The sequence below is a fragment of the Marinobacter fonticola genome, assembly GCF_008122265.1.
In the GTDB taxonomy this organism is placed as follows: Bacteria; Pseudomonadota; Gammaproteobacteria; order Pseudomonadales; family Oleiphilaceae; genus Marinobacter_A; species Marinobacter_A fonticola.
This window is the reverse complement of record NZ_CP043042.1, coordinates 2,281,150-2,300,712: the sequence shown is the minus strand read 5'-3', so window position 1 is coordinate 2,300,712 and position 19,563 is coordinate 2,281,150. Positions and strand designations below refer to the sequence as shown.

16 protein-coding genes are annotated in these 19,563 nt (G+C 60.3%); 15 read left to right on the top strand and 1 reads right to left on the bottom strand.

From position 1 onward, the window contains the following. Positions 1–4: 4 nt before the first annotated feature. The 6 genes from araG (at position 5) to FXO11_RS10185 (ending at position 8,038) form a co-directional block, all read left to right on the top strand. Positions 5–1,498: an L-arabinose ABC transporter ATP-binding protein AraG gene (gene araG / locus FXO11_RS10210; protein WP_148862874.1), complete on the top strand. Its 1,494-nt coding sequence runs from the start codon at positions 5–7 to the stop codon at positions 1,496–1,498. Between the two features lie 118 nt (positions 1,499–1,616). After that, positions 1,617–2,540: an L-arabinose ABC transporter permease AraH gene (gene araH / locus FXO11_RS10205; protein WP_406565647.1), complete on the top strand. Its 924-nt coding sequence runs from the start codon at positions 1,617–1,619 to the stop codon at positions 2,538–2,540. A 72-nt stretch (positions 2,541–2,612) separates the two neighbouring features. Then, positions 2,613–4,373 (top strand): IlvD/Edd family dehydratase, encoded by a 1,761-nt coding sequence (locus tag FXO11_RS10200; RefSeq protein ID WP_148862873.1) that lies wholly within the window; start codon positions 2,613–2,615, stop codon positions 4,371–4,373. Between the two features lie 51 nt (positions 4,374–4,424). Next, complete coding sequence (gene araD1 / locus FXO11_RS10195; RefSeq protein ID WP_148862872.1) at positions 4,425–5,417, top strand: AraD1 family protein; 993 nt, start codon at positions 4,425–4,427, stop codon at positions 5,415–5,417. Positions 5,418–5,469: 52 nt separating this feature from the next. Continuing rightward, the gene (locus tag FXO11_RS10190) at positions 5,470–7,062 is read left to right on the top strand and encodes an aldehyde dehydrogenase (NADP(+)) (protein WP_148862871.1); all 1,593 of its coding nucleotides are present in this window, start codon (positions 5,470–5,472) and stop codon (positions 7,060–7,062) included. A 187-nt stretch (positions 7,063–7,249) separates the two neighbouring features. Next, entirely contained in the window at positions 7,250–8,038 is a 789-nt protein-coding gene (locus tag FXO11_RS10185; protein ID WP_148862870.1) for a transporter substrate-binding domain-containing protein, read from the top strand. A gap of 45 nt (positions 8,039–8,083) precedes the next feature. Here FXO11_RS10185 and FXO11_RS10180 read toward each other — a convergent pair whose 3' ends face one another. After that, positions 8,084–9,052 (bottom strand): beta-ketoacyl-ACP synthase III, encoded by a 969-nt coding sequence (locus FXO11_RS10180; protein WP_148862869.1) that lies wholly within the window; start codon positions 9,050–9,052, stop codon positions 8,084–8,086. A gap of 396 nt (positions 9,053–9,448) precedes the next feature. On the opposite strand from FXO11_RS10180, the gene FXO11_RS10175 reads away from it, so the two are divergent. The 9 genes from FXO11_RS10175 to corA all read left to right on the top strand — a co-directional run bounded on the left by FXO11_RS10175 (position 9,449) and on the right by corA (position 19,477). Beyond that, on the top strand, positions 9,449–11,062 hold the full coding sequence (locus FXO11_RS10175) for an arylsulfatase (protein WP_148862868.1): 1,614 nt from the start codon (positions 9,449–9,451) through the stop codon (positions 11,060–11,062). 66 nt (positions 11,063–11,128) lie between these two features. Further along, positions 11,129–12,133 (top strand): HAD family hydrolase, encoded by a 1,005-nt coding sequence (locus FXO11_RS10170; protein WP_227545844.1) that lies wholly within the window; start codon positions 11,129–11,131, stop codon positions 12,131–12,133. Next, positions 12,115–13,119 carry an AAA family ATPase gene (locus FXO11_RS10165; protein ID WP_148862867.1) on the top strand — a complete coding sequence of 335 codons (1,005 nt, stop codon included), beginning with the start codon at positions 12,115–12,117 and terminating at the stop codon, positions 13,117–13,119. Before FXO11_RS10170 ends, FXO11_RS10165 begins: the two co-directional genes overlap by 19 nt. 10 nt (positions 13,120–13,129) lie before the next feature. Continuing rightward, the gene (locus FXO11_RS10160) at positions 13,130–14,110 is read left to right on the top strand and encodes a DUF58 domain-containing protein (RefSeq protein WP_148862866.1); all 981 of its coding nucleotides are present in this window, start codon (positions 13,130–13,132) and stop codon (positions 14,108–14,110) included. After that, a complete protein-coding gene (locus FXO11_RS10155; RefSeq protein ID WP_148862865.1) occupies positions 14,107–14,604 on the top strand; it encodes a DUF4381 domain-containing protein in 498 nt (165 codons plus the stop codon). Before FXO11_RS10160 ends, FXO11_RS10155 begins: the two co-directional genes overlap by 4 nt. After that, a complete protein-coding gene (locus FXO11_RS10150; RefSeq protein WP_148862864.1) occupies positions 14,601–15,584 on the top strand; it encodes a VWA domain-containing protein in 984 nt (327 codons plus the stop codon). The genes FXO11_RS10155 and FXO11_RS10150 overlap by 4 nt, the downstream gene beginning before the upstream one ends. Further along, positions 15,581–17,113: a VWA domain-containing protein gene (locus tag FXO11_RS10145; RefSeq protein WP_148862863.1), complete on the top strand. Its 1,533-nt coding sequence runs from the start codon at positions 15,581–15,583 to the stop codon at positions 17,111–17,113. The genes FXO11_RS10150 and FXO11_RS10145 overlap by 4 nt, the downstream gene beginning before the upstream one ends. Next, the gene (locus FXO11_RS10140) at positions 17,110–18,387 is read left to right on the top strand and encodes a BatD family protein (RefSeq protein ID WP_148862862.1); all 1,278 of its coding nucleotides are present in this window, start codon (positions 17,110–17,112) and stop codon (positions 18,385–18,387) included. Before FXO11_RS10145 ends, FXO11_RS10140 begins: the two co-directional genes overlap by 4 nt. 136 nt (positions 18,388–18,523) lie before the next feature. Beyond that, positions 18,524–19,477, top strand: coding sequence for a magnesium/cobalt transporter CorA (gene corA, locus FXO11_RS10135; protein ID WP_148862861.1), 954 nt, complete (start codon positions 18,524–18,526; stop codon positions 19,475–19,477). Positions 19,478–19,563 lie beyond the last annotated feature (86 nt).

The window sequence follows — 19,563 nt, the reverse complement described above, 5'->3', positions numbered from 1 at the left end:
AATCATGTCTGAGTCATACCTTCGGTTTGACGGCATCTCCGTGGAATTTCCCGGCGTTCGCGCCCTGGATAATGTGTCCTTCGATGCACAGGCCGGAGAGGTCCATGCCTTGATGGGCGAGAACGGCGCCGGCAAATCCACGCTGCTAAAGGTTCTCAGCGGCGTTAACAAGGTGACGTCCGGCGCGCTCTGGATCAACGGCGAGCGCCACGTCTTCGCCAACGAACGAGAGGCACTGGGCCAGGGCATCGCCATCATTTACCAAGAGCTGACCCTGTCGCCGAACCTGTCGGTCGCGGAGAACCTGCTGCTTGGCCAGCTCCCGCAGAAGAATGGTTTCATCGACCGTCGCGCGATGCGGGAGAGTGCGGTCGGCGTGCTCAAGGACCTCGGCGAAGAGAACATCGACCCGGCGACCCGGGTCCGGGATCTCTCGATTGGTCAGCAGCAAATGATCGAAATCGGCCGCGCGCTGCTGCGCAATGCCCGGATTATCGCTTTCGACGAGCCCACCAGCAGCCTGTCGGTGCAGGAAATTCGCAATCTCAAGCGTATCGTCAAACGCCTGCGCGACGAGGGCAAAGTGGTGCTTTACGTCACCCACCGCATGGATGAAGTCTTCGAGATGTGCGATGCCATCACTGTCTTCCGGGACGGCAAGCACATCAGCACCCATCCCAGTCTCGACCATATCGACCACGACCTGCTGGTCAGCGAGATGGTCGGCCGCGAGATCGAGGACGTCTACGGCTACCGCTGCCGCGAACACGGCCCGACACTGCTTGAGATCAAGGATTTGAAAGGGCCGGGGGTGCGTGTTCCCGCCAGTTTTGCGGTCAGGCAGGGCGAAGTGTTCGGCTTATTTGGCCTGGTCGGCGCCGGCCGCAGCGAACTGCTGCGCCTGGTATGCGGCGCGGTCAGGCCCGAAGAGGGAGCGGTGCATTTCAAAGGTAAACCGTGCCAGTTCCGCAGCCCGCAGCAGGCGATTCATGCCGGCATCGCCATGTGTCCGGAAGACCGCAAATCCCAGGGCATCTTCGCCATCGCGAGCGTGGCGGACAACATCAATATCAGCTGCCGCCGTTTCTTCTCACGCTGGAAGGTGTTCCGTAATAGCGCACAGGAAAAGGATAACGCCCACGACTACATCCGCCGCCTGCGCATCAAGACGCCGGGCCCTGAGACCCGCATCGGCACACTCTCCGGCGGTAACCAGCAAAAGGCGATTCTGGCCCGCTGGCTGTCCGAAGAGATCGACGTGTTCGTGATGGATGAGCCGACTCGCGGTATCGATGTCGGCGCCCGCCGGGACATCTATTCACTGCTTTACGACCTGGCGGAACAGGGCAAGAGCGTGGTGGTCATTTCCAGCGACCTTGCCGAAGTCAGTTCCATCTGCGACCGGGTTGGCGTCATGCGCGATGGCGAGATGATCGAGATCCTACCCCGCGACCAGGCCACGCCTGAACGTTTGCTTGGCCTGGCATTGCCAGCCTGAACGCTTGATAAGAGAGAGAACAACCATGGCTACCGAAAAACTGGCTCAGGCTCAGTCTTCACCGGATTTCACGCCCGCAAAGTCGCGTGCCGGTTTGCCTAAAGCGATCCGCACCTTGATGGATACCTCGGGCCTGATTGCGATATTCATCCTGCTTTTTATCGGGTTGTCGGTGCTGGTACCGGACTTCCTGACTGGCCGTAACATCGTCGGCCTGCTCCTGTCGGTCACGCTGATCGGCACCATCGCGACCACCATGATGCTGGTACTGGCGCTTGGAGAGGTGGATCTTTCCGTCGCCTCCATTGTGGCGTTTACCGGCGTTGTGGCGGCGGTCATCACATCCAGTTCGGGGAGCGTCTTTATCGGCGTGGCGGCCGGCATTGCCGCTGGTGCCGCGGTGGGGGCGTTCAATGGTTTTGTCGTTGCGCGATTCGGCGTCAATTCGTTGATCGCCACACTGGCGGCGATGGAATTCGTGCGCGGGTTGGCCTACATCACGTCCGGCGGCGATGCGGTGATGATCACCGTGCCTGCCTTCTTCGATCTGGGCAGCGCCTCCTTCCTCGGCCTGACGGTGCCCGTCTGGACCATGATCTTCTGCTTCATCATCTTCGGCATCCTGCTCAACGTCACTGCCTTCGGCCGCAATGTCCTCGCGACAGGGGGCAACTCGGAAGCGGCCAACCTGGCGGGCGTGAACGTGCGGCGCCTGAAAATTACGGTCTTTGCCCTACAAGGCGTCGTCGCCGGTATTGCCGGCGTGCTGCTCACCTCCCGCATGGGACTCGGCGATCCCAACACCTCCCTGGGTCTGGAACTGGCCGTGATCTCCGCTTGCGTACTGGGCGGTGTCTCGCTCTCCGGCGGTGTGGCGTCGATTACCGGTGTTTTAGTGGGCGTGCTGATCATGGGCTGCGTGCAGAACGCCATGGGGCTGCTCAACGTGCCGACCTTTTATCAGTACCTGGTACGTGGGGCGATCCTGCTGCTCGCGGTGCTGTTCGACCGCTGGAAGCAGTCGCGCCGGACACGAGCCTGATGGCCGCAGCATCAACGAACGTCTCACCGTTTCTCAAACGAGTCTTGAATCAGTATTTGGGAGCACTATCCGATGTCTGACCATGATCAGTCCGACAAGAAAAATCCGCTGCGTTCGGCGGCGTGGTTCGGCACCGCCGACAAGAATGGCTTCATGTACCGGAGCTGGATGAAGAACCAGGGGTTTCCCGACCATCTGTTCGACGGCCGCCCGGTTATCGGCATCTGCAATACCTGGTCGGAATTGACCCCCTGCAACGCCCACTTTCGCCGTATCGCGGAAAAGGTTCGCCAGGGCATTCTCGAAGCAGGCGGCTTCCCGGTGGAATTTCCCGTTTTCTCCAACGGCGAATCCAACTTGCGGCCCACGGCGATGCTCACCCGCAACCTGGCCAGCATGGATGTGGAAGAATCCTTGCGCGGCAACCCGGTGGACGGTGTCGTGCTGCTGGTCGGCTGCGACAAGACTACCCCTGCGCTGCTCATGGGCGCGGCGAGCTGCGACTTGCCGACCATCGTCGTCAGCGGCGGCCCCATGCTTAACGGCAAGCACAAGGGCAAGGACATCGGCTCGGGCACGGCGGTATGGCAACTTTCCGAGCAGGTGAAGGCGGGCAAGATTTCGCTGCATGACTTCATGGCTGCCGAAGCGGATATGTCCCGCTCGGCCGGCACCTGCAACACCATGGGTACCGCCTCGACGATGGCCAGTATGGCCGAGGCTCTGGGCACCTCTTTACCGCATAACGCGGCCATTCCCGCTGTGGATTCCCGCCGCTATGTGCTGGCGCAGCTATCCGGCAACCGCATCGTGGATATGGTGAAAGAGGATCTGAAACTGTCGAAGGTGCTCACTCGCGAAGCCTTCGAGAATGCGATCCGGGTCAACGCGGCGATTGGCGGGTCCACCAATGCCGTTGTCCACCTCAAGGCCATCGCGGGGCGTATCGGCGTCGATCTGGAGCTGGACGATTGGCGTGAGATCGGCCGGGGTACGCCAACCATCGTCGATCTCCAGCCGTCCGGCCGTTTCCTGATGGAAGAGTTCTATTACGCCGGCGGGTTGCCCGCGGTCCTGCGCCGGCTGGGTGAGGCTAAGCGCCTGCCGCATCCCGATGCGCTGACGGTGAACGGCAACACCCTCTGGGAGAACGTCGCCGAGGCGCCCCTTTACGATGACGAAGTCATCCGCACGTTCGAAAACCCGCTCTGCAAGGACGGTGGTATCTGTGTTCTACGCGGTAACCTCGCACCACGAGGCGCGGTGCTGAAGCCCTCAGCGGCCACGGCGGAGCTGATGAATCACCGGGGCAGGGCCATCGTGTTCGACAACTTCGATCACTACAAAGCCCGCATCAACGACCCGGAACTGGATGTGGATGCCGATAGCGTGCTGGTCATGCGTAACTGCGGACCCAAGGGTTATCCCGGTATGGCGGAAGTCGGCAACATGGGGCTGCCCGCCAAGCTGCTGGAGCAGGGGATTACCGACATGGTGCGCATCTCCGACGCCCGGATGAGCGGTACGGCCTACGGCACCGTCGTGCTACACGTCGCGCCGGAAGCCGCTGCCGGTGGACCTCTGGCGGCCGTGCGCGACGGCGACTGGATCGAACTCGACTGCGAATCCGGCCGGCTGCACCTGGATATCAGCGACGAGGAATTGGCCACCCGGCTGGAGGCTCAGGACAGCACGGCGGCATCCAAAGTCCTGGCCAGCGATGGCGGCTATCTCCAGCTTTATATCGAGCACGTGCTGCAGGCTGACGAGGGATGCGACTTCGACTTCCTTGTGGGTCGGCGTGGCGCCAAGGTGCCGTCCCATTCCCACTGACAAACACGGTCATAAGAACAACACGAATAAAAGCGATCAGGAGCACGCCCTATGCAACTTCTCCAAAGCCGGGACGCCGCCGGTAACAAACAGGTCATTGCGGTTGCCGACAACTCAACCAACGGGCGCATTCTCGACGGCGCCGAAAGTGTCTATGCCTTGGCGCTTGAAGCCCTCGACAACGCCGTCAGTTTAAAGACGCTGATCGGCGAGTGGCCCGGGAAAACACAGGTCGATATCGCGGAGCTGGCCGACAAGGGCCTACTGCTGGCGCCTATCGACCACCCGGACCCGGCTCATCTGCTGATCACAGGCACCGGCCTGACGCACCTGGGCAGCGCCGAAGGCAGAGACAAGATGCACCGGCAACTGGACAACGCCGAGTCGCTGACCGACTCCATGCGCATGTTTCGTCTGGGGTTGGATGGCGGAAAACCAGTGGATGGCATGGAGGGCGTTCAGCCGGAATGGTTCTACAAAGGCGACGGCAGCATTGTCGTGGCGCCGGGCGAAGCCCTGAAATCACCCAGCTTCGCTCTGGATGGCGGAGAGGAGCCGGAAATCGCCGGCATCTATATCGTCGACAGCCGGGGCCAGCCACGGCGGCTCGGTTTTGTGCTGGGCAACGAGTTTTCCGATCACGTGACGGAACGCCAGAACTACCTTTACCTGGCGCATTCCAAGCTGCGTGCCTGTGCATTCGGGCCGGCCCTGCGGCTTGGAACCTTGCCTGACGATGTCCGGGGGATATCCCGCATTCGCCGGGACGGCCAGGTGCTCTGGGAGAAGCCCTTCCTGTCCGGTGAAGCCAATATGTGCCACAGCATCGCCAATCTCGAAGCCCACCACTTCAAGTATGCCCAGTTCCGCCGCCCCGGCGACGTTCATGTGCATTTCTTCGGCACCGCAACGCTGAGCTGCGCCGACGATGTCGCCACCCGGGAGGGCGATGTTTTCGAGATCGAGGCGGAGGCCTTTGGTCCTGTGCTGCGAAACCCTTTGGCACGGCTAAAGCCGGTACCGGTGAGCGTGTTGGAGCTTTAAGCCAAAACCCATTACCAAGTCTATCTATCAGGATGACGAACAGGAGGACGAAATGAGCCACATACTCGGGCAACAGTACATCGGCGGCCAACGCAAGGCCGCTGGCCAGGTCACCCTGCAAAGTCTCGACGCCAATACCGGCGAGGCCTACGCGGTCGCGTTCAAGGAAGCGACCGCCGACGAGGTGACGGCAGCAGCCCAGGCAGCCGCCAAGGCCTTTGTGGACTACCGCGAAACCGACCCCAACACGCGGGCGGATTTCCTGGACGCCATTGCCGATGAAATCGATGACCTGGGCGACGACGTCATCGCCGAAGTCCAGCGCGAGAGCGCACTGCCGGAGGCGCGATTGAAAGGGGAGCGGTCGCGCACCAGCAACCAGCTTCGGCTGTTCGCCAGTGTCGTCCGCCGGGGTGACTTCTATGGCGCCCGGATTGATCGCGGCGATCCGCAAAAGCAGCCGCCCAAACCGGACATCCGCCAGATGAAGATCGCGCTGGGTCCTGTCGCGGTTTTTGGCGCCAGCAACTTTCCTTTTGCTTTCTCGGTGGCCGGGGGCGATACCGCCTCGGCATTGGCTGCGGGCTGCCCGGTCGTCGTGAAAGCCCATCCGGGCCACATGGTGACGTCCGAGTGCGTCGCCAACGCCATCGAGCGGGCCGTGGAAAAAACCGGCATGCCCAAGGGCGTCTTCAATATGATCTACGGCGACCGTGTGGGCGCCCAACTGGTTCAAGAGCCTGCGATCAAAGCAGTGGGCTTCACCGGTTCGCAGAAAGGCGGGCGCGCGCTGTTCGATCTTGCCAATACGCGGCCGGAACCGATACCGGTGTTTGCGGAGATGTCGAGCATCAACCCCGTGTTCATGCTCAGTGGCGCCCTCGAGCAAAAAGGTGAGGAGATTGCCAAAGGGCTGGCCGGCTCCGTGGCCCAGGGCTGCGGACAATTTTGCACCAACCCCGGTCTGGTCATCGTCGAACGCTCCACTGCTTCCGGCGCATTCATCGAGAAACTGAGCGCGGCGATTGCCGACCAGGCCCCGCAAACTATGCTGAATGCGGGGATCGTCGAGAACTACGGCCGGGGCGTCGAACGGCTCAAGGGCTTGCAAGGCGTCGAGGAAGTTTCCGTCGGCCAGGGTGGCGACAATCAGGCCGCCGCACGCCTCTTTACTGCCGACAAGCACCTGCTGTTGTCACAAAAGGAGACAGGCGAATCGCCATTGCTCGAGGAAGTGTTCGGACCGGTCACGGTGGTCGTTGAAGTAGATGGGGCCGATGAGATGCTGGCTGCCGCCCGAGCCTTAAACGGCCAACTTACGGCAACGGTGTTTTCCGGCGACGATAGCGAACTTCGCGACCGTCGCGAATTGCTCGCAGTGCTGGAGCAAAAAGTCGGACGCCTGCTGTTCAATGGTTATCCGACGGGCGTTGAGGTCAACGACGCCATGGTCCACGGCGGGCCATATCCGGCAACGTCCGACGCGCGTGGGACGTCCGTCGGCAGCCTTGCCATCGAACGTTACCTTCGACCCTTGTGCTACCAGAATATGCCAGACGCGGCGCTGCCGGATGCGGTCAAGAATGCCAACCCGCTGGCGTTATTACGCCTCGTCGACGGCGCCTTCAGCCGGGACGCCCTGTAGCATCTGCAAGGTTTTCGAGGGGCCATCGGGCCCCTCGTTCTCGGTGCACTGTTTGGCGTTGCACTTTTGGCAGGGCGATACCATACTTCAATTTAATGTTGTCGCTGGAATGTCATCATTTAACTTTAATCTGATGCAGCACGTTCAGGCCTAGGGACGGGGTCGCTTTTCAGACTGGAATGTTCCCATGCGTTATCTGATTTGCATCACGCTGGCTTGCTTCTCCCTTTTCTCAATTCCGCTCTCCGTTCCATTCTCACTTGCATCTGAACGTCCGGTCTACACCGTTGGCATCGAAGAAATTGATCACCTTCCTTACTTTAGCGGCAAGGAAGGGGTGCCCAGCGGCTTTGTGATCGAGCTGTTGAGGTTATTTGCCGAAAGTCAGGATATCGAGTTTCGCTTTGTCAGTTTGCCTATCAAGCGACTGACCGCTTCCGTGATCAAGGGCGATGTCGATTTCAGGTTTCCCGACAATAGTGAGTGGGATCTTGTCGACAAAGAGGGAGTGACGGTGGCCTATAGCGATAAGGTCGCGCCCTTCGTCGACGGCTATTTAGTCAGGAATGGCGTGAGGACGCTCCAGCCGGGGGCCAGGGTGGGCATCATTCGAGGTTTCGACGTGGCAAGGGACAAGCTCAACGTGCTGGACGGCCTGAACCTTCAGTACCTTGAAACGTCCGATTACGAGGGGTTGCTTTCCGTCATGGTGTTAGAACGGGTCGATGCCGTATTTGCCAATATCGGCATTGTCGAGTGGCGAACCCGTAATTGGTCAGAGAACGATAAGTTCAGTTTTCGCGCCGGGTTGCCCTCGCATTCGAGCCATTACCGGCTCAGCTCGATCAATCACGTCCAACTGATACGCCAATTCGACACATTCCTCGCAGTCAACGCGTCGGCCATCGAAAAATTGCAGCGGAAATGGGACATCGACAGCGTCATCGGGAGTCATATGAGCGCTTCGATGCGTTGATTCGAGCTTCGTTGACGACACCACAGATATGTCCGAATTGCCGACTCAATAGCGAAGCAGTGCCGACCCCCAGGTAAACCCGCCGCCGAATGCTTCCAGCAGCACCACTTCGTTTTTCTTGATGCGCCCATCGCGCACTGCCACGTCCAGCGCGAGAGGAATAGATGCCGCGGAAGTGTTGCCGTGTTCGTTGACCGTGACCACCACCTGATCCATGGACATATTCAGTTTCTTCGCGGTCGCGGAGATAATGCGCAGATTTGCCTGATGGGGCACCAGCCAGTCGATATCCGACTTCTGCATCTGGTTCGCGTCCAGGGTCTCGTCGACGATCTTGCCGAGGGTATTCACGGCGACCTTGAATACCTCATTGCCCTTCATCTCGATGAAGGCCTTTCCGGCCTTTACCCGCTCGAAATCATCGGAAATCCCACACGGCACATGCAACAGGTCTTCATACTGCCCGTCCGCATGAATATGCGTGGAGAGAATCCCGGTTTCCTCGCTGGCTTCCAGCACCACGGCGCCAGCGCCATCGCCGAATAGCACGCAGGTGCCGCGATCGTCCCAGTTCACGATGCGAGAGAAAACTTCCGAGCCAATGACCAGTGCCTTTTTACTGGCGCCGGTTTTGATGAACTTATCCGCTGTCGAGAGGGCGTAAACGAACCCACTGCACACCGCCTGGATATCGAAAGCCGGGCATCCCTGGATGCCTAACCGGGCCTGGAGGATGCAGGCACAGCTGGGGAAGATCTTGTCCGGCGTGGAGGTCGCGAAGACGATCAGATCGATGTCCTGGGGATTGACGCCAGCAGCCTCGATAGCGCGAAGGCTCGCCTGCTCAGCAAGGTCCACCGCCGTCTCGTCCGCAGCTGCGATATGGCGCTGCTCGATACCCGTGCGCTCACGTATCCACTGATCGGTGGTGTCCACGATCTTTTCCATATCTTTGTTAGTCAGGACTTTTTGAGGCAGGTATGAACCGGTACCGATGATTCGAGCGTAAGGCATGCGTGATTGTTCCCGGGTAAAGCGGACGCTGTAAGTTTAAGGAGTTATCCAGAGGCTCCTTGAGTGTAGACCCTCATCGTACACCCCGTAGCCTTGATAGGTTATTAGCGATTTGTCAAAGAGGGGATGCAAGCCGGCAGCGAGGCGTCTTCTAAACCCGGGATATATGTACGGCGTGTGAAATTTTTGCGACCGATGAACCGCTTCGATGTACACATCGAATAAATATCGTCTAAATTAACTTAACGATCTTAATGGAGACGTACATAAGCCTGATGAGATAGTGCCACAGAGTCGTATCGCAGTTGCTGGCTGGTTGTTCAGGACGAGCACTCAAACCCGAGGATAGCATCATGCGATACACGATACGCCGTGTTGGGCTTCGGCTGGCGGCCATTGTTAGCCTGTGCACATTGGCGGCAGCGTCATCCGCTCAGCAGACCGACAACAGTCAGAGCACTCAAAGCAAATAGAACACTCAAAACAGCCAGGGCGGCCAGCAGAGCGGAAAAAAAACCGAATTTCCTGGTCATTTGGGGCGATGACATTGGGGTCCATAATGTCAGCGCCTATAACCACGGCGTCATGGGGTACCAAACCCCGAACATCGACAGTCTGGCGCAGGAAGGCGCCATGTTTACCGACGCCTACGCCCAGCAGTCCTGCACTGCCGGACGAGCCTCGTTCATCCTCGGCCAGCACCCTTTCCGGACCGGACTGTTAACCATTGGCATGCCGGGCTCCGAACATGGCATTCCGGACTGGTCGCCCACCATAGCGGACATGCTCAAAGAGCATGGATATACCGCCGGACAGTTCGGCAAGAACCACCTGGGCGATCAGGATAAGCACCTGCCCACTAACCATGGCTTCGACGAGTTTTTTGGCAATCTATACCACCTGAACGCCGAAGAAGAGCCCGAGAGCTATTACTACCCCAAGGATCAGAAATTCCGCGAAAAGTTCGGTCCACGCGGCGTACTTAAGGCGTCCGCTGATGGGGAGATCGAAGATACAGGTCCGCTAACCCGCAAACGCATGGAAACCGTCGATGAGGAATTCATGGCTGCGGCTCTGGATTTCATTGATCGGGCTAATCAACAGGGCAAGCCGTTTTTCGTCTGGTATAACGCGACCCGCATGCACGTCTGGACCCATCTGAAAGAGGAATCGGAGGGCGTGACCGGTGTCGGTCTCTATCCCGATGGCATGGTGGAGCACGACAAGCAAGTCGGCCAATTACTCGACAAACTCGACGAACTGGGCATCGCCGACAACACCGTGGTGATCTACTCGACGGACAACGGCGCGGAAACCGTTTCCTGGCCGGATGGCGGCACCACGCCTTTTCATGGGGAGAAGGGCACCACCTGGGAGGGCGGCTTCCGAGTGCCGCTGGTGGTCAAATGGCCTGGCGTGATCGAGCCCGGTCAAAAAATTAACGACATCATCAGTCAGGAAGACTGGTTCCCGACCTTTGCCGCCGCGGTCGGCGACGACAACATTGTCGAGGACCTGAAAGAGGGCGCGTCCCTCAATGGTAAAGAGTGGAAAGTCCATCTGGACGGCTACAACATGCTGCCGTTCCTGTCCGGCAAGGTGGATGAGAGCCCTCGCAACGAGATCTTCTATTTCGATCAGGGCGGCAATCTGAACGCTGCCAGGGTGGGCGACTGGAAAATACATTTCGCTATCCTGACCGGCGATATCAGTAGCGCTATTCGCGAAGTTCCGACATGGCCGAAAGTCATCCATTTACGTGCCGATCCCTACGAAAAGGCTTGGAAGGAATCAGAAATGTATTTGCGCTGGTACGCCGAGAATACGATGTGGACGTTCGTACCGGTACAGCAGCAGATCAAGCAATTCTTTAGCACGTTCGCCGACTATCCCTACCAGACAGGGTCCTCGCTTAATGCGGCGGGCCTGGGTTACAACACCCTCAGAAACGAAGAGCTGATGAAACGCTTGCAGAATGTCGAGAACATTCAGCCCGCGCTTCGCCAGTAAGTCAGCATCGGGGCGTCCGGCTCGGGCGCCTCGGAATGAACCAGAAGCATGGCGTGGGAAAACGACATGAAACCTAGTCTGATACGGATGCATCAGCTCTATCTCTATGTGGTTCTGCTTACGTTAGCGCTGAGCTCGATTGCCGCGAAGGCCGATCCGCTCCCTTCTTGGAACGAGACCGAAACCAAGACAGCCATCATCAACTTCGTGAAGTCGGTAACCAATTCGGAGGCGGATACCTTCGTCCCCCAGGAAGATCGCATCGCGGTTTTCGACAACGACGGTACACTCTGGGCTGAAAAACCGGTCTATTTCCAGTTCATGTTTGCCATAGATCGCCTGCAAGCCATGGCCGACGAGGATCCGTCCGTGTTGTCGTCCGATGTCCTCAAAGCGGCGGCCAGGAATGATATGGAAACCGTTGTGCAATCCGGTAAAGCGGGGCTATTGGAGATCGTCGCCGCCACTCATTCAAACCTCTCCGTCGATGCGTTCCAGGCCGAAGCCGGGGATTGGCTGGCCAGCGCCACCCATCCGGACACCGGAATGGTTTATTCAGACATGATCTTTCAACCCATGCTGGAGTTGCTGAGCTACCTCCGGGATGAAGGGTTCACCACCTACATTGTCTCGGGCGGCGGGGTTCACTTCATTCGGGCTTTCTCTGAAAGCGCCTACAACGTTCCTTCCAATCAGGTGATCGGGAGTACCGGAAAGAGCCATTACGAAGTCATGGACGGTAAGCCCACGGTGATGAAAGATCCCGGCATCGCGTTTATCGACGATAAAGAAGGGAAGCCGGTCGCGATTGATACCCATATCGGCAAACGGCCGATTCTCGCCGGCGGCAATTCCGATGGCGACTTCCAGATGCTGGAGTGGACGACCGCCGGCGAAGGACCGCGGCTGGGACTTATTGTCCATCACACCGACAGTGAGCGGGAATGGGCTTATGACCGGGAGAGCCACATTGGAACGCTGGACCGCGGGCTCGACGAAGCGGAACAGCGTGGCTGGGTTGTGATTGATATGGCAGCGGATTGGGAGCAGGTATGGCCACAGAGTCCATAGATGCCCGTGAGCAAATCGCTGCCTTGCGGACACGGATGAGCGAGGCGATTATCGGCCAGGCCGCCGTGATCGAGCGTTTGCTCATCGGCCTGTTAGCCGACGGCAATCTGCTCATCGAAGGGATGCCGGGGTTGGCCAAGACCCGCGCCATCAAGGCACTGGCCCGCAATCTGGAATGCGACTTCAGCCGCATCCAATTCACGCCCGATCTGCTCCCGGCCGATGTCACCGGCACCGAAATATACTTTCGTACAGATGAGGGTGGGGAGTTCCGTTTCGAGCCCGGTCCTATTTTCGCCAACGTTGTTCTGGCCGACGAAATCAACCGCGCACCCGCCAAGGTTCAGGCCGCCTTGCTCGAAGCAATGGAGGAACGGCAAGTCACGATTGCCGGCAAAACCCATCGGATGGAGCCGCTGTTTATCGTCATGGCGACCCAGAACCCGGTGGACCAAGAGGGCACCTATCCGCTGCCGGAAGCACAGATGGACCGTTTCCTGATGCACGTGCATATCACCTATCCGCCGGTGGAGGACGAGGTGAAAGTGATCCTGCTGGTGCGCGGGGAAGAGCAGGCAAAGGCAGACGTGCCACGCGAAGGCTCCTCAGGCGAAAAACCTGCGCCCATTCCCCAGGAGGCGGTCTTCGCCGCGCGCCGGGAGATCGCGGCCATCCATGTTTCCGATGCCATGGTCCGGTATATGGCCGATATTGTGAACGCCACGCGGATACCTGCGGAATTCGGCGACGACTTGCCACGCTGGATCGACATCGGCGCCAGCCCCCGCGCCAGCCTTGCACTGGACCGTTGTGGCCGGGTCCATGCCTGGCTGCAGGGCCGGGATTATGTCGACCCGGAAGATGTCCGCGCGATTGCACCGGACGTTCTGCGCCATCGCCTGACCCTGAGCTACGAAGCCCAGGGCGAAGGTGTGACACCGGATCAGGTGGTCGCCGAACTCATCCAACAGGTCGCTCTGCCTTGAGGGTCTCGTCATGCGCGATCGTGCCGCCCGTATGCGTACCGGAATCATGCCGCCCCAGCGGGGCGCGACGAACGCATCACCCCATGTCCACGTAACAGTAGAGCAGTTGCGTGCCCTTGAATTCGAGGCCCGCAAGCTCACCTTTCTGCCACGGCAGCCAGCTCGGTCGGTACTGAACGGGCGCCATGCCTCGAGGTTGCGCGGCCGTGGGCTCGATTTCGACAGCCTGCGGCATTATCTGCCGGGCGACGACATCCGCAGTATCGACTGGAAAGTGACCGCACGGACCGGAGAGACCCATGTCCGGGTGATGAACGAGGAAAGGGACCGGCCGGCATTGATTGTCGTCGATCAGCGGATGTCGATGTTTTTCGGCTCCCGCCTCAACATGAAGTCAGTGACCGCCGCGGAAGTGGCGGCATTGGCGGCCTTTCGCATACTGGATCAGGGCGACCGCGTCGGCGGTATCGTCTTTGGCGACGAGCAGTTGGCGGAAATCCGTCCCCAGCGCCAGCGCAAATCACTGGATCGTTTTCTCCAGGCGCTTACCGATGCCAACCATTTATTGCGTGCGGATGCCCCGGAAGTGACACCTGTTTCGCTGACACGCGTCCTGCAATCGGTGGCGCGGATTGCGCCCTGGAACCATCTCGTCGTCGTGCTGAGCGATTTCGACGTGATCGACGACGAGACCGAACGGCTCATTGCAGGGGTCGCCAGGCACAACGATCTGGTGCTGGGGCTGATCACCGATCCCTTTGCGGAGAACCTGCCCGAAGGGCTGCGACTGGTGGTATCCAATGGCGAACTGCAGGCCGACATCGATACCGGGGACCGTATCGTTCACCGCCGACTGCTCGACCTGGCACAGGGCCGGCTGGCACAGGTGCTGGATTGGCAACGCCGGTATGGCGTACCGATATTGCCGATCAGCGCCGCCGAGGAAACCCTGCCGCAAGTGCGCCGGCTGACCGGGTTGATGCCGCGATGAGTGCGCCCGAACCTGCTGTGGCTACGCCCGATCTGATTGATCTGATGGGCCGGCTGGCCGAGCCGGCGGAGCCACCGGCTGTCTCAATGCTGCCACAAACCCAGGGTTGGCTCTGGCTGGCGCTTATCGTATTGCTGGTGCTGGCCTGTTTGGGCTCGCGTGCGGCTCGGCGTTGGCGGGCCAACGCTTATCGCCGGGAAGCGCTGGCCGCCCTAGCCCGGTCCGAGGGCGATCCGGTGATCGTTGCCCAAGTGCCGCGTCGCACCGCTCTGGCGGCCTGGCCACGGCGTGAAGTGGTGTCCCTGACCGGCAATGACTGGCTGCAATTCCTCGATCAGACCGGTGGCGGCGGACGATTCGCCCAGGGCGGCGGTGACTTGATTCGAGCGCCCTATGTCGCGAATAAAGGCAGGGCGTCGAATTCACCCTTGAGGGCATTGGCAGCGGACTGGATTCGCCACCACCGTGCACCGCAGCCGGAGAAGGCCGGGTGATCTCCCTCGGCCAGCCCTGGGCGCTGGCTTTGCTGCCCTTGCCACTACTAGTCTGGTGGCTTTTGCCGCCGTATCGCGAGCGCGTCCCGGCGCTGCGTTTCCCCTTCTTCCGGCGCGTGGTCGAAGCCGCCGGGGCAACCACCGGGCCCGGCGCCATTGTGCGGGTTCGCCGCCGCCTGCAGATGCTCGCAGCGATCCTGGCCTGGAGTCTGCTGGTTCTGGCCCTGGCGCAGCCGGAGCGGGTGGGGGCGCCTGTGGAGATGAGCCGCTCGGCCCGGGATGTGGTGCTGGCCATCGACATCTCCGGCTCCATGGACACCCGGGATTTCCAGAATCCGGACGGTGAGCCGGAGCAGCGTTTTGCAGCGGTGCGGGACGTGGTCGAAGACTTTATCTCACGGCGTGAGGGCGATCGTATGGCGCTGATCGTCTTCGGCTCCAAGGCCTACGTTCAGGCCCCGCTAACCGAAGACTTGAATACCGTCACCGAACTGCTCCGGCGTACCGAGGTGGGCATGGCCGGCCCTCACACGGCGCTGGGAGACACCATCGGCCTCGCCATCAAGACGTTCGAGGCCAGCGACATCGAGCAGCGTCTGCTCATCCTTCTGTCGGACGGCAGCGACACTGCGAGCCGCATGAGCCCGGTGAATGCGGCGGCGATTGCCCGGGACCAGGGTGTGGAGATCTACACGATTGGCGTCGGCGATCCGCAGGCCCGGGGCGAGGAAAAAGTCGATCTGGAGACCCTGAAAACCATCGCCCAAAGCACCCAGGGCGCGTATTTCTATGCGGAGAACGAGGCATCGCTGGAGCAGGTCTACCAGCGTATCGATGCGCTGGCGCCTCGCGTGGTGGAATCCCTGTCATACCGCCCACGGCAGTCTTTGGCCTACTTGCCGCTGCTGGCCGCAGCGTTAATTGGCTTGATGGCCTTGGGATGGCTGCAGTGGGGCGTTCGCCGGGGAGCGCTGTCATGAGTGACTGGAATCTGCTGGTTTCGGCTTTCCATTTCATGAGACCGCTGTGGCTGTTGCTGCTGCCGTTGGTGGTATTCCTCTGGTGGCGCACGCGCCGGATTCACCGCTCCCGCGTGACCGTCGACGAGACCATCGCCCCGCACCTTCGTAAAGCATTGACGGTGGGCTCCAGCGGAAAACGGCGTTGGCAGGCCATCGATGGCGTGGGCCTGAGCCTGATTCTGGTAATCGTCGGCGCAGCCGGGCCGACCTGGTCCCGGCAGCCTGACCCTTTCGTGGCGCAGTCTGCACCGGTAGTCGTGGTCCTGAAAGTGACCCCGTCGATGCTGGAAACCGATGTGGCGCCGTCCCGTCTTGAGCGTGGCAAACAAAAAATCCGCGATCTGCTGGACCGGCGAGCCGGGGCGCGGACCGCCCTGGTGGCCTATGCCGGCACCGCCCACCGTGTCGTACCCATGACCGAGGACCCTGAGGTCATGGTGCCGTATCTCGACGGGCTGGAACCCGACGTCATGCCGGAAGACGGTGACGCAGCCGGTGCAGCATTGCAGTTGGCCTCCGAGATCCTCGAGCGGGAGGCGGAGCCTGGCGGTATCCTCTTTGTGCTGGATGAACTGGCTGCTGCCGACGCCGAGGCGCTCAACGGGTTTACTGCTTCGTCCATTGCGGTTTTGGCGTTGCGCCCCGGCGATAGTCCCGACCGGGGGCTCAACCAGCTCTCGGCGACCTCAGTGACAGTCACACCGGACGACGAGGATCTCGACCGTATCGAAAGGGCACTGAATAGCGCCTATCGCCAGGCGTTGCTGGATAACGTCGACCAGCCTTGGCTGGATCGCGGCCATTGGCTGGCCTGGCCGGTCGCGCTGCTCATGCTGCTGTGGTTCCGGCGGGGCTGGACCATGCGTTGGAGTGGTCTGGCGTTGCTTGCCGCGTTGGTGGTGCCGGTCGAGCCAGCGCGTGCGGACGGTTGGATCGACTGGTTCCCGACCCCGGACCAGCAGGGCCAGCGGGCATTCCGCGACCGGGATTTTTCCGCGGCGGCGGAACGTTTCACCGACCCACTGTGGCGCGGCTACGCCCTCTATCGCAACGGCCAATACGACGAGGCCATCACGACACTGGATCGGGTCGAAACTGCCCAGGCCGCCTTCATTCAGGGCATGGCGCACATTAAATCCCGCGGCTACCGCGATGCCGTTCGCTCTTTTCAAACCACGCTGCAACGTGATCCGAACTATCCGAATGCGCAGACCAACCTCGATGTCGCCCGGGAGATTGTCGATTATATCGAGCGCACCCGCGAGCAGTCGGACACCGGCGAGGAACAGTTGGGTGCTGACGAGGTGGTCTTCGACAACGAGTCCAACCGGGGTGCAGAGACCCAAATGCAAGTCCCGCAGGAGAAGGGCGAGGGCGCTTTGCTCAGCACCGAGCAGTGGATGAATACGGTCGATACCCGCACCGGCGACTTCCTGCGTCAACGCTTTATGATTGAGGCTCGCGATCAGTCGCGGGAGGCGCCATGAACTACCTCTGGAGCATGCTGATTTTATTGCTTGTGGCGTTGCCGGCGATGGGCCAGCAGACACCGGTACTGAAAACCGAGCTCGAACAGACCGATGCAATCCCCGGAACGCCCCTCAGCCTGCGCCTGACCGTGCTGGTGCCCACATACCTACCGTCGCCGCCGGAGTGGCCCGGCCTGGAAGCGCCCAACCTGATGGTGCGTTTGCCCGAACGCTCGACGAACCCAACCAGCGAGCGCGTCGACGGCGACACGTGGGCGGGCATTACCCGGCATTACCGGCTCTATCCGATGGTCGCCGGGGATTTTGTCTTACCGCCGCAGACGGTCCGCGTCACTTACGCCGATTCCGAAAACGGCGACCGGCGTCAGGTGGATCTTTCGACGGACCCGTTGCGTTTCCGTGGCGTGGTCCCGGCGGGCACCCAATCACTGGACCCGTTCCTGGCAGCCGAGTCGCTGGAGCTCGAACAGAGCCGCGAGGGTGGCGATGACCCCATGAAGCCCGGCGACAGCCTGAGCTGGACGGTGGTCGCCAAAGTGACGGGGACCTCGCCGATGTTCTTACCCTCGCTGCTACCTGAGCTGGAGTTCCCCGGCGTGGCCGTCTATCCGGATGAACCGGTCGTTTCGGAGACGTCTGACCGTGGAACCATGGCCGGCACGCGCACCGAAAGCGTCACTTTTGTGGCGCAAGGCGGTGGCGAGTATGACGTTCCGAGCGTTTCGCTGGATTGGTACAACCTGACCACCGGTAACGTGGAGACGGCGTCGGTCGAAGGCTTTGCGTTTGATGTGGACGGTCCGCCGGCCCCCGCACGCGCAGAGGTCAATTGGCGCTCAGTTGTCGTCGTAGCCATGCTGTTATTACTGTGTCTACTGGCCGGATTCTGGATCGTACGGCGGTGGGGCGGGGCCGTGCGCCATCGCTGGGAGACAGCACGTGCACGTCGCCGTGATTCCGAAACCCATGCCTATCGCGATGTTAAAAAGACCATCGCCCGGCGGGATAACGCGCGGCTGTATGCGGCATTGGATGTTTGGGCCGCAAGAACGCCCGGACACGATCCGCGCCATAACCCGGAACTCAGGAAAGCACTCCTGAAACTCGGTGAAGCGCGCTACGGCGGCCGAGGGGAGGCCAACACCGACCGGGTTTGGAGAGACCTGGAACGCGCGGTTGCCGGGGCCCGGATAGCCGGGCGTAAAGAGGCCTCGGCTAAGCAGGCATTGCCGCCACTTAATCCCCAATCTCACATCGATACCGCCCCTTAAAGCCAGTTATCGATTCACGCCAGCCTCGTGTGGAGCAATTTCGACCTATGCCCCGAGGCGATAAGCTGATGAATCCCAATCAAGTTGCCTACACTGCTGGGTAACGGAATTTACTTTCGGGACACGAGGACATCCTATGCTCAGGCTTTTCGGCATCGACAACGGCGTCATCAGGGAAATCGAAGGAACCGCGGAGGAACTTGCGGATAACCTCGCCACCGCAGACTGGATTGATGCCCACGAGCCGGATGAGCGCGAACGGACATTGTTGCAGAAGCTACTCCATGGCGACGTGCCGGAGTTCGAGGAGGTCGAGGAGATCGAAGCCTCCGCCCGTTGTTTTGTCGATCAGGCGGGTATCCACGTCCACTCGCTGTTTGTGACACACAGCGAGGGCCGGCACGCCACCATTTCCGTCGCCTGTATCCTGCAGAGAAAACGACTGATTACCATACGCGAGGGTGACGTCGCGGACTTCCGGCTCATGCGCATGCGTGCCCGGCGCGGGCAGATCGAGGCTCGGTCGCCAGCGGAGCTATTGGTGACGCTGTTCGAGCAGAAGCTGGAAAATCACGCCGATACCCTTGAGGACCTTCACCGTCAACTGGAAGACGTCAGCTATCTGGTATTGGAAGACGAAGACGCCGAACTCAACGAAGCCATCGAGCAACTGGCCCGCCTGGAAGACAGTAACGGCAAGATCCGTTTGTGTCTGATGGACTCCCAGCGGGATATCTCGTTCCTTTTACGGCATCTTCGCAAGGACCCGGAACATGCCGATACCTTGCGGGAAATCATGCGCGACGTGGAAACCTTGATGTCCCACACCGCCTTCCTGTTCGACAAGATCAACTTCCTGATGGACTCCACTCAGGGTTTCATCAATATCGAACAGAACCAGATCATCAAGATCTTCTCCATCGCCGCCGTGGTTTTCCTGCCGCCAACGCTGGTCGCCAGCATCTACGGCATGAACTTCAAAGTCATGCCGGAATTGGATTGGCTGCTGGGGTATCCCATGGCCATCGGCCTGATGATCATGGCCGGTATTGCCCCCTACCTGTATTTCAAGACGAAGAACTGGTTGTAGCGCGCAGCCGGCTGTCTACCTCCTAGGGTATATAGTGCGTTGGCAGCGCCCCCGGTTAGGCTTGACTGAAAAGTCATTCAACGTCG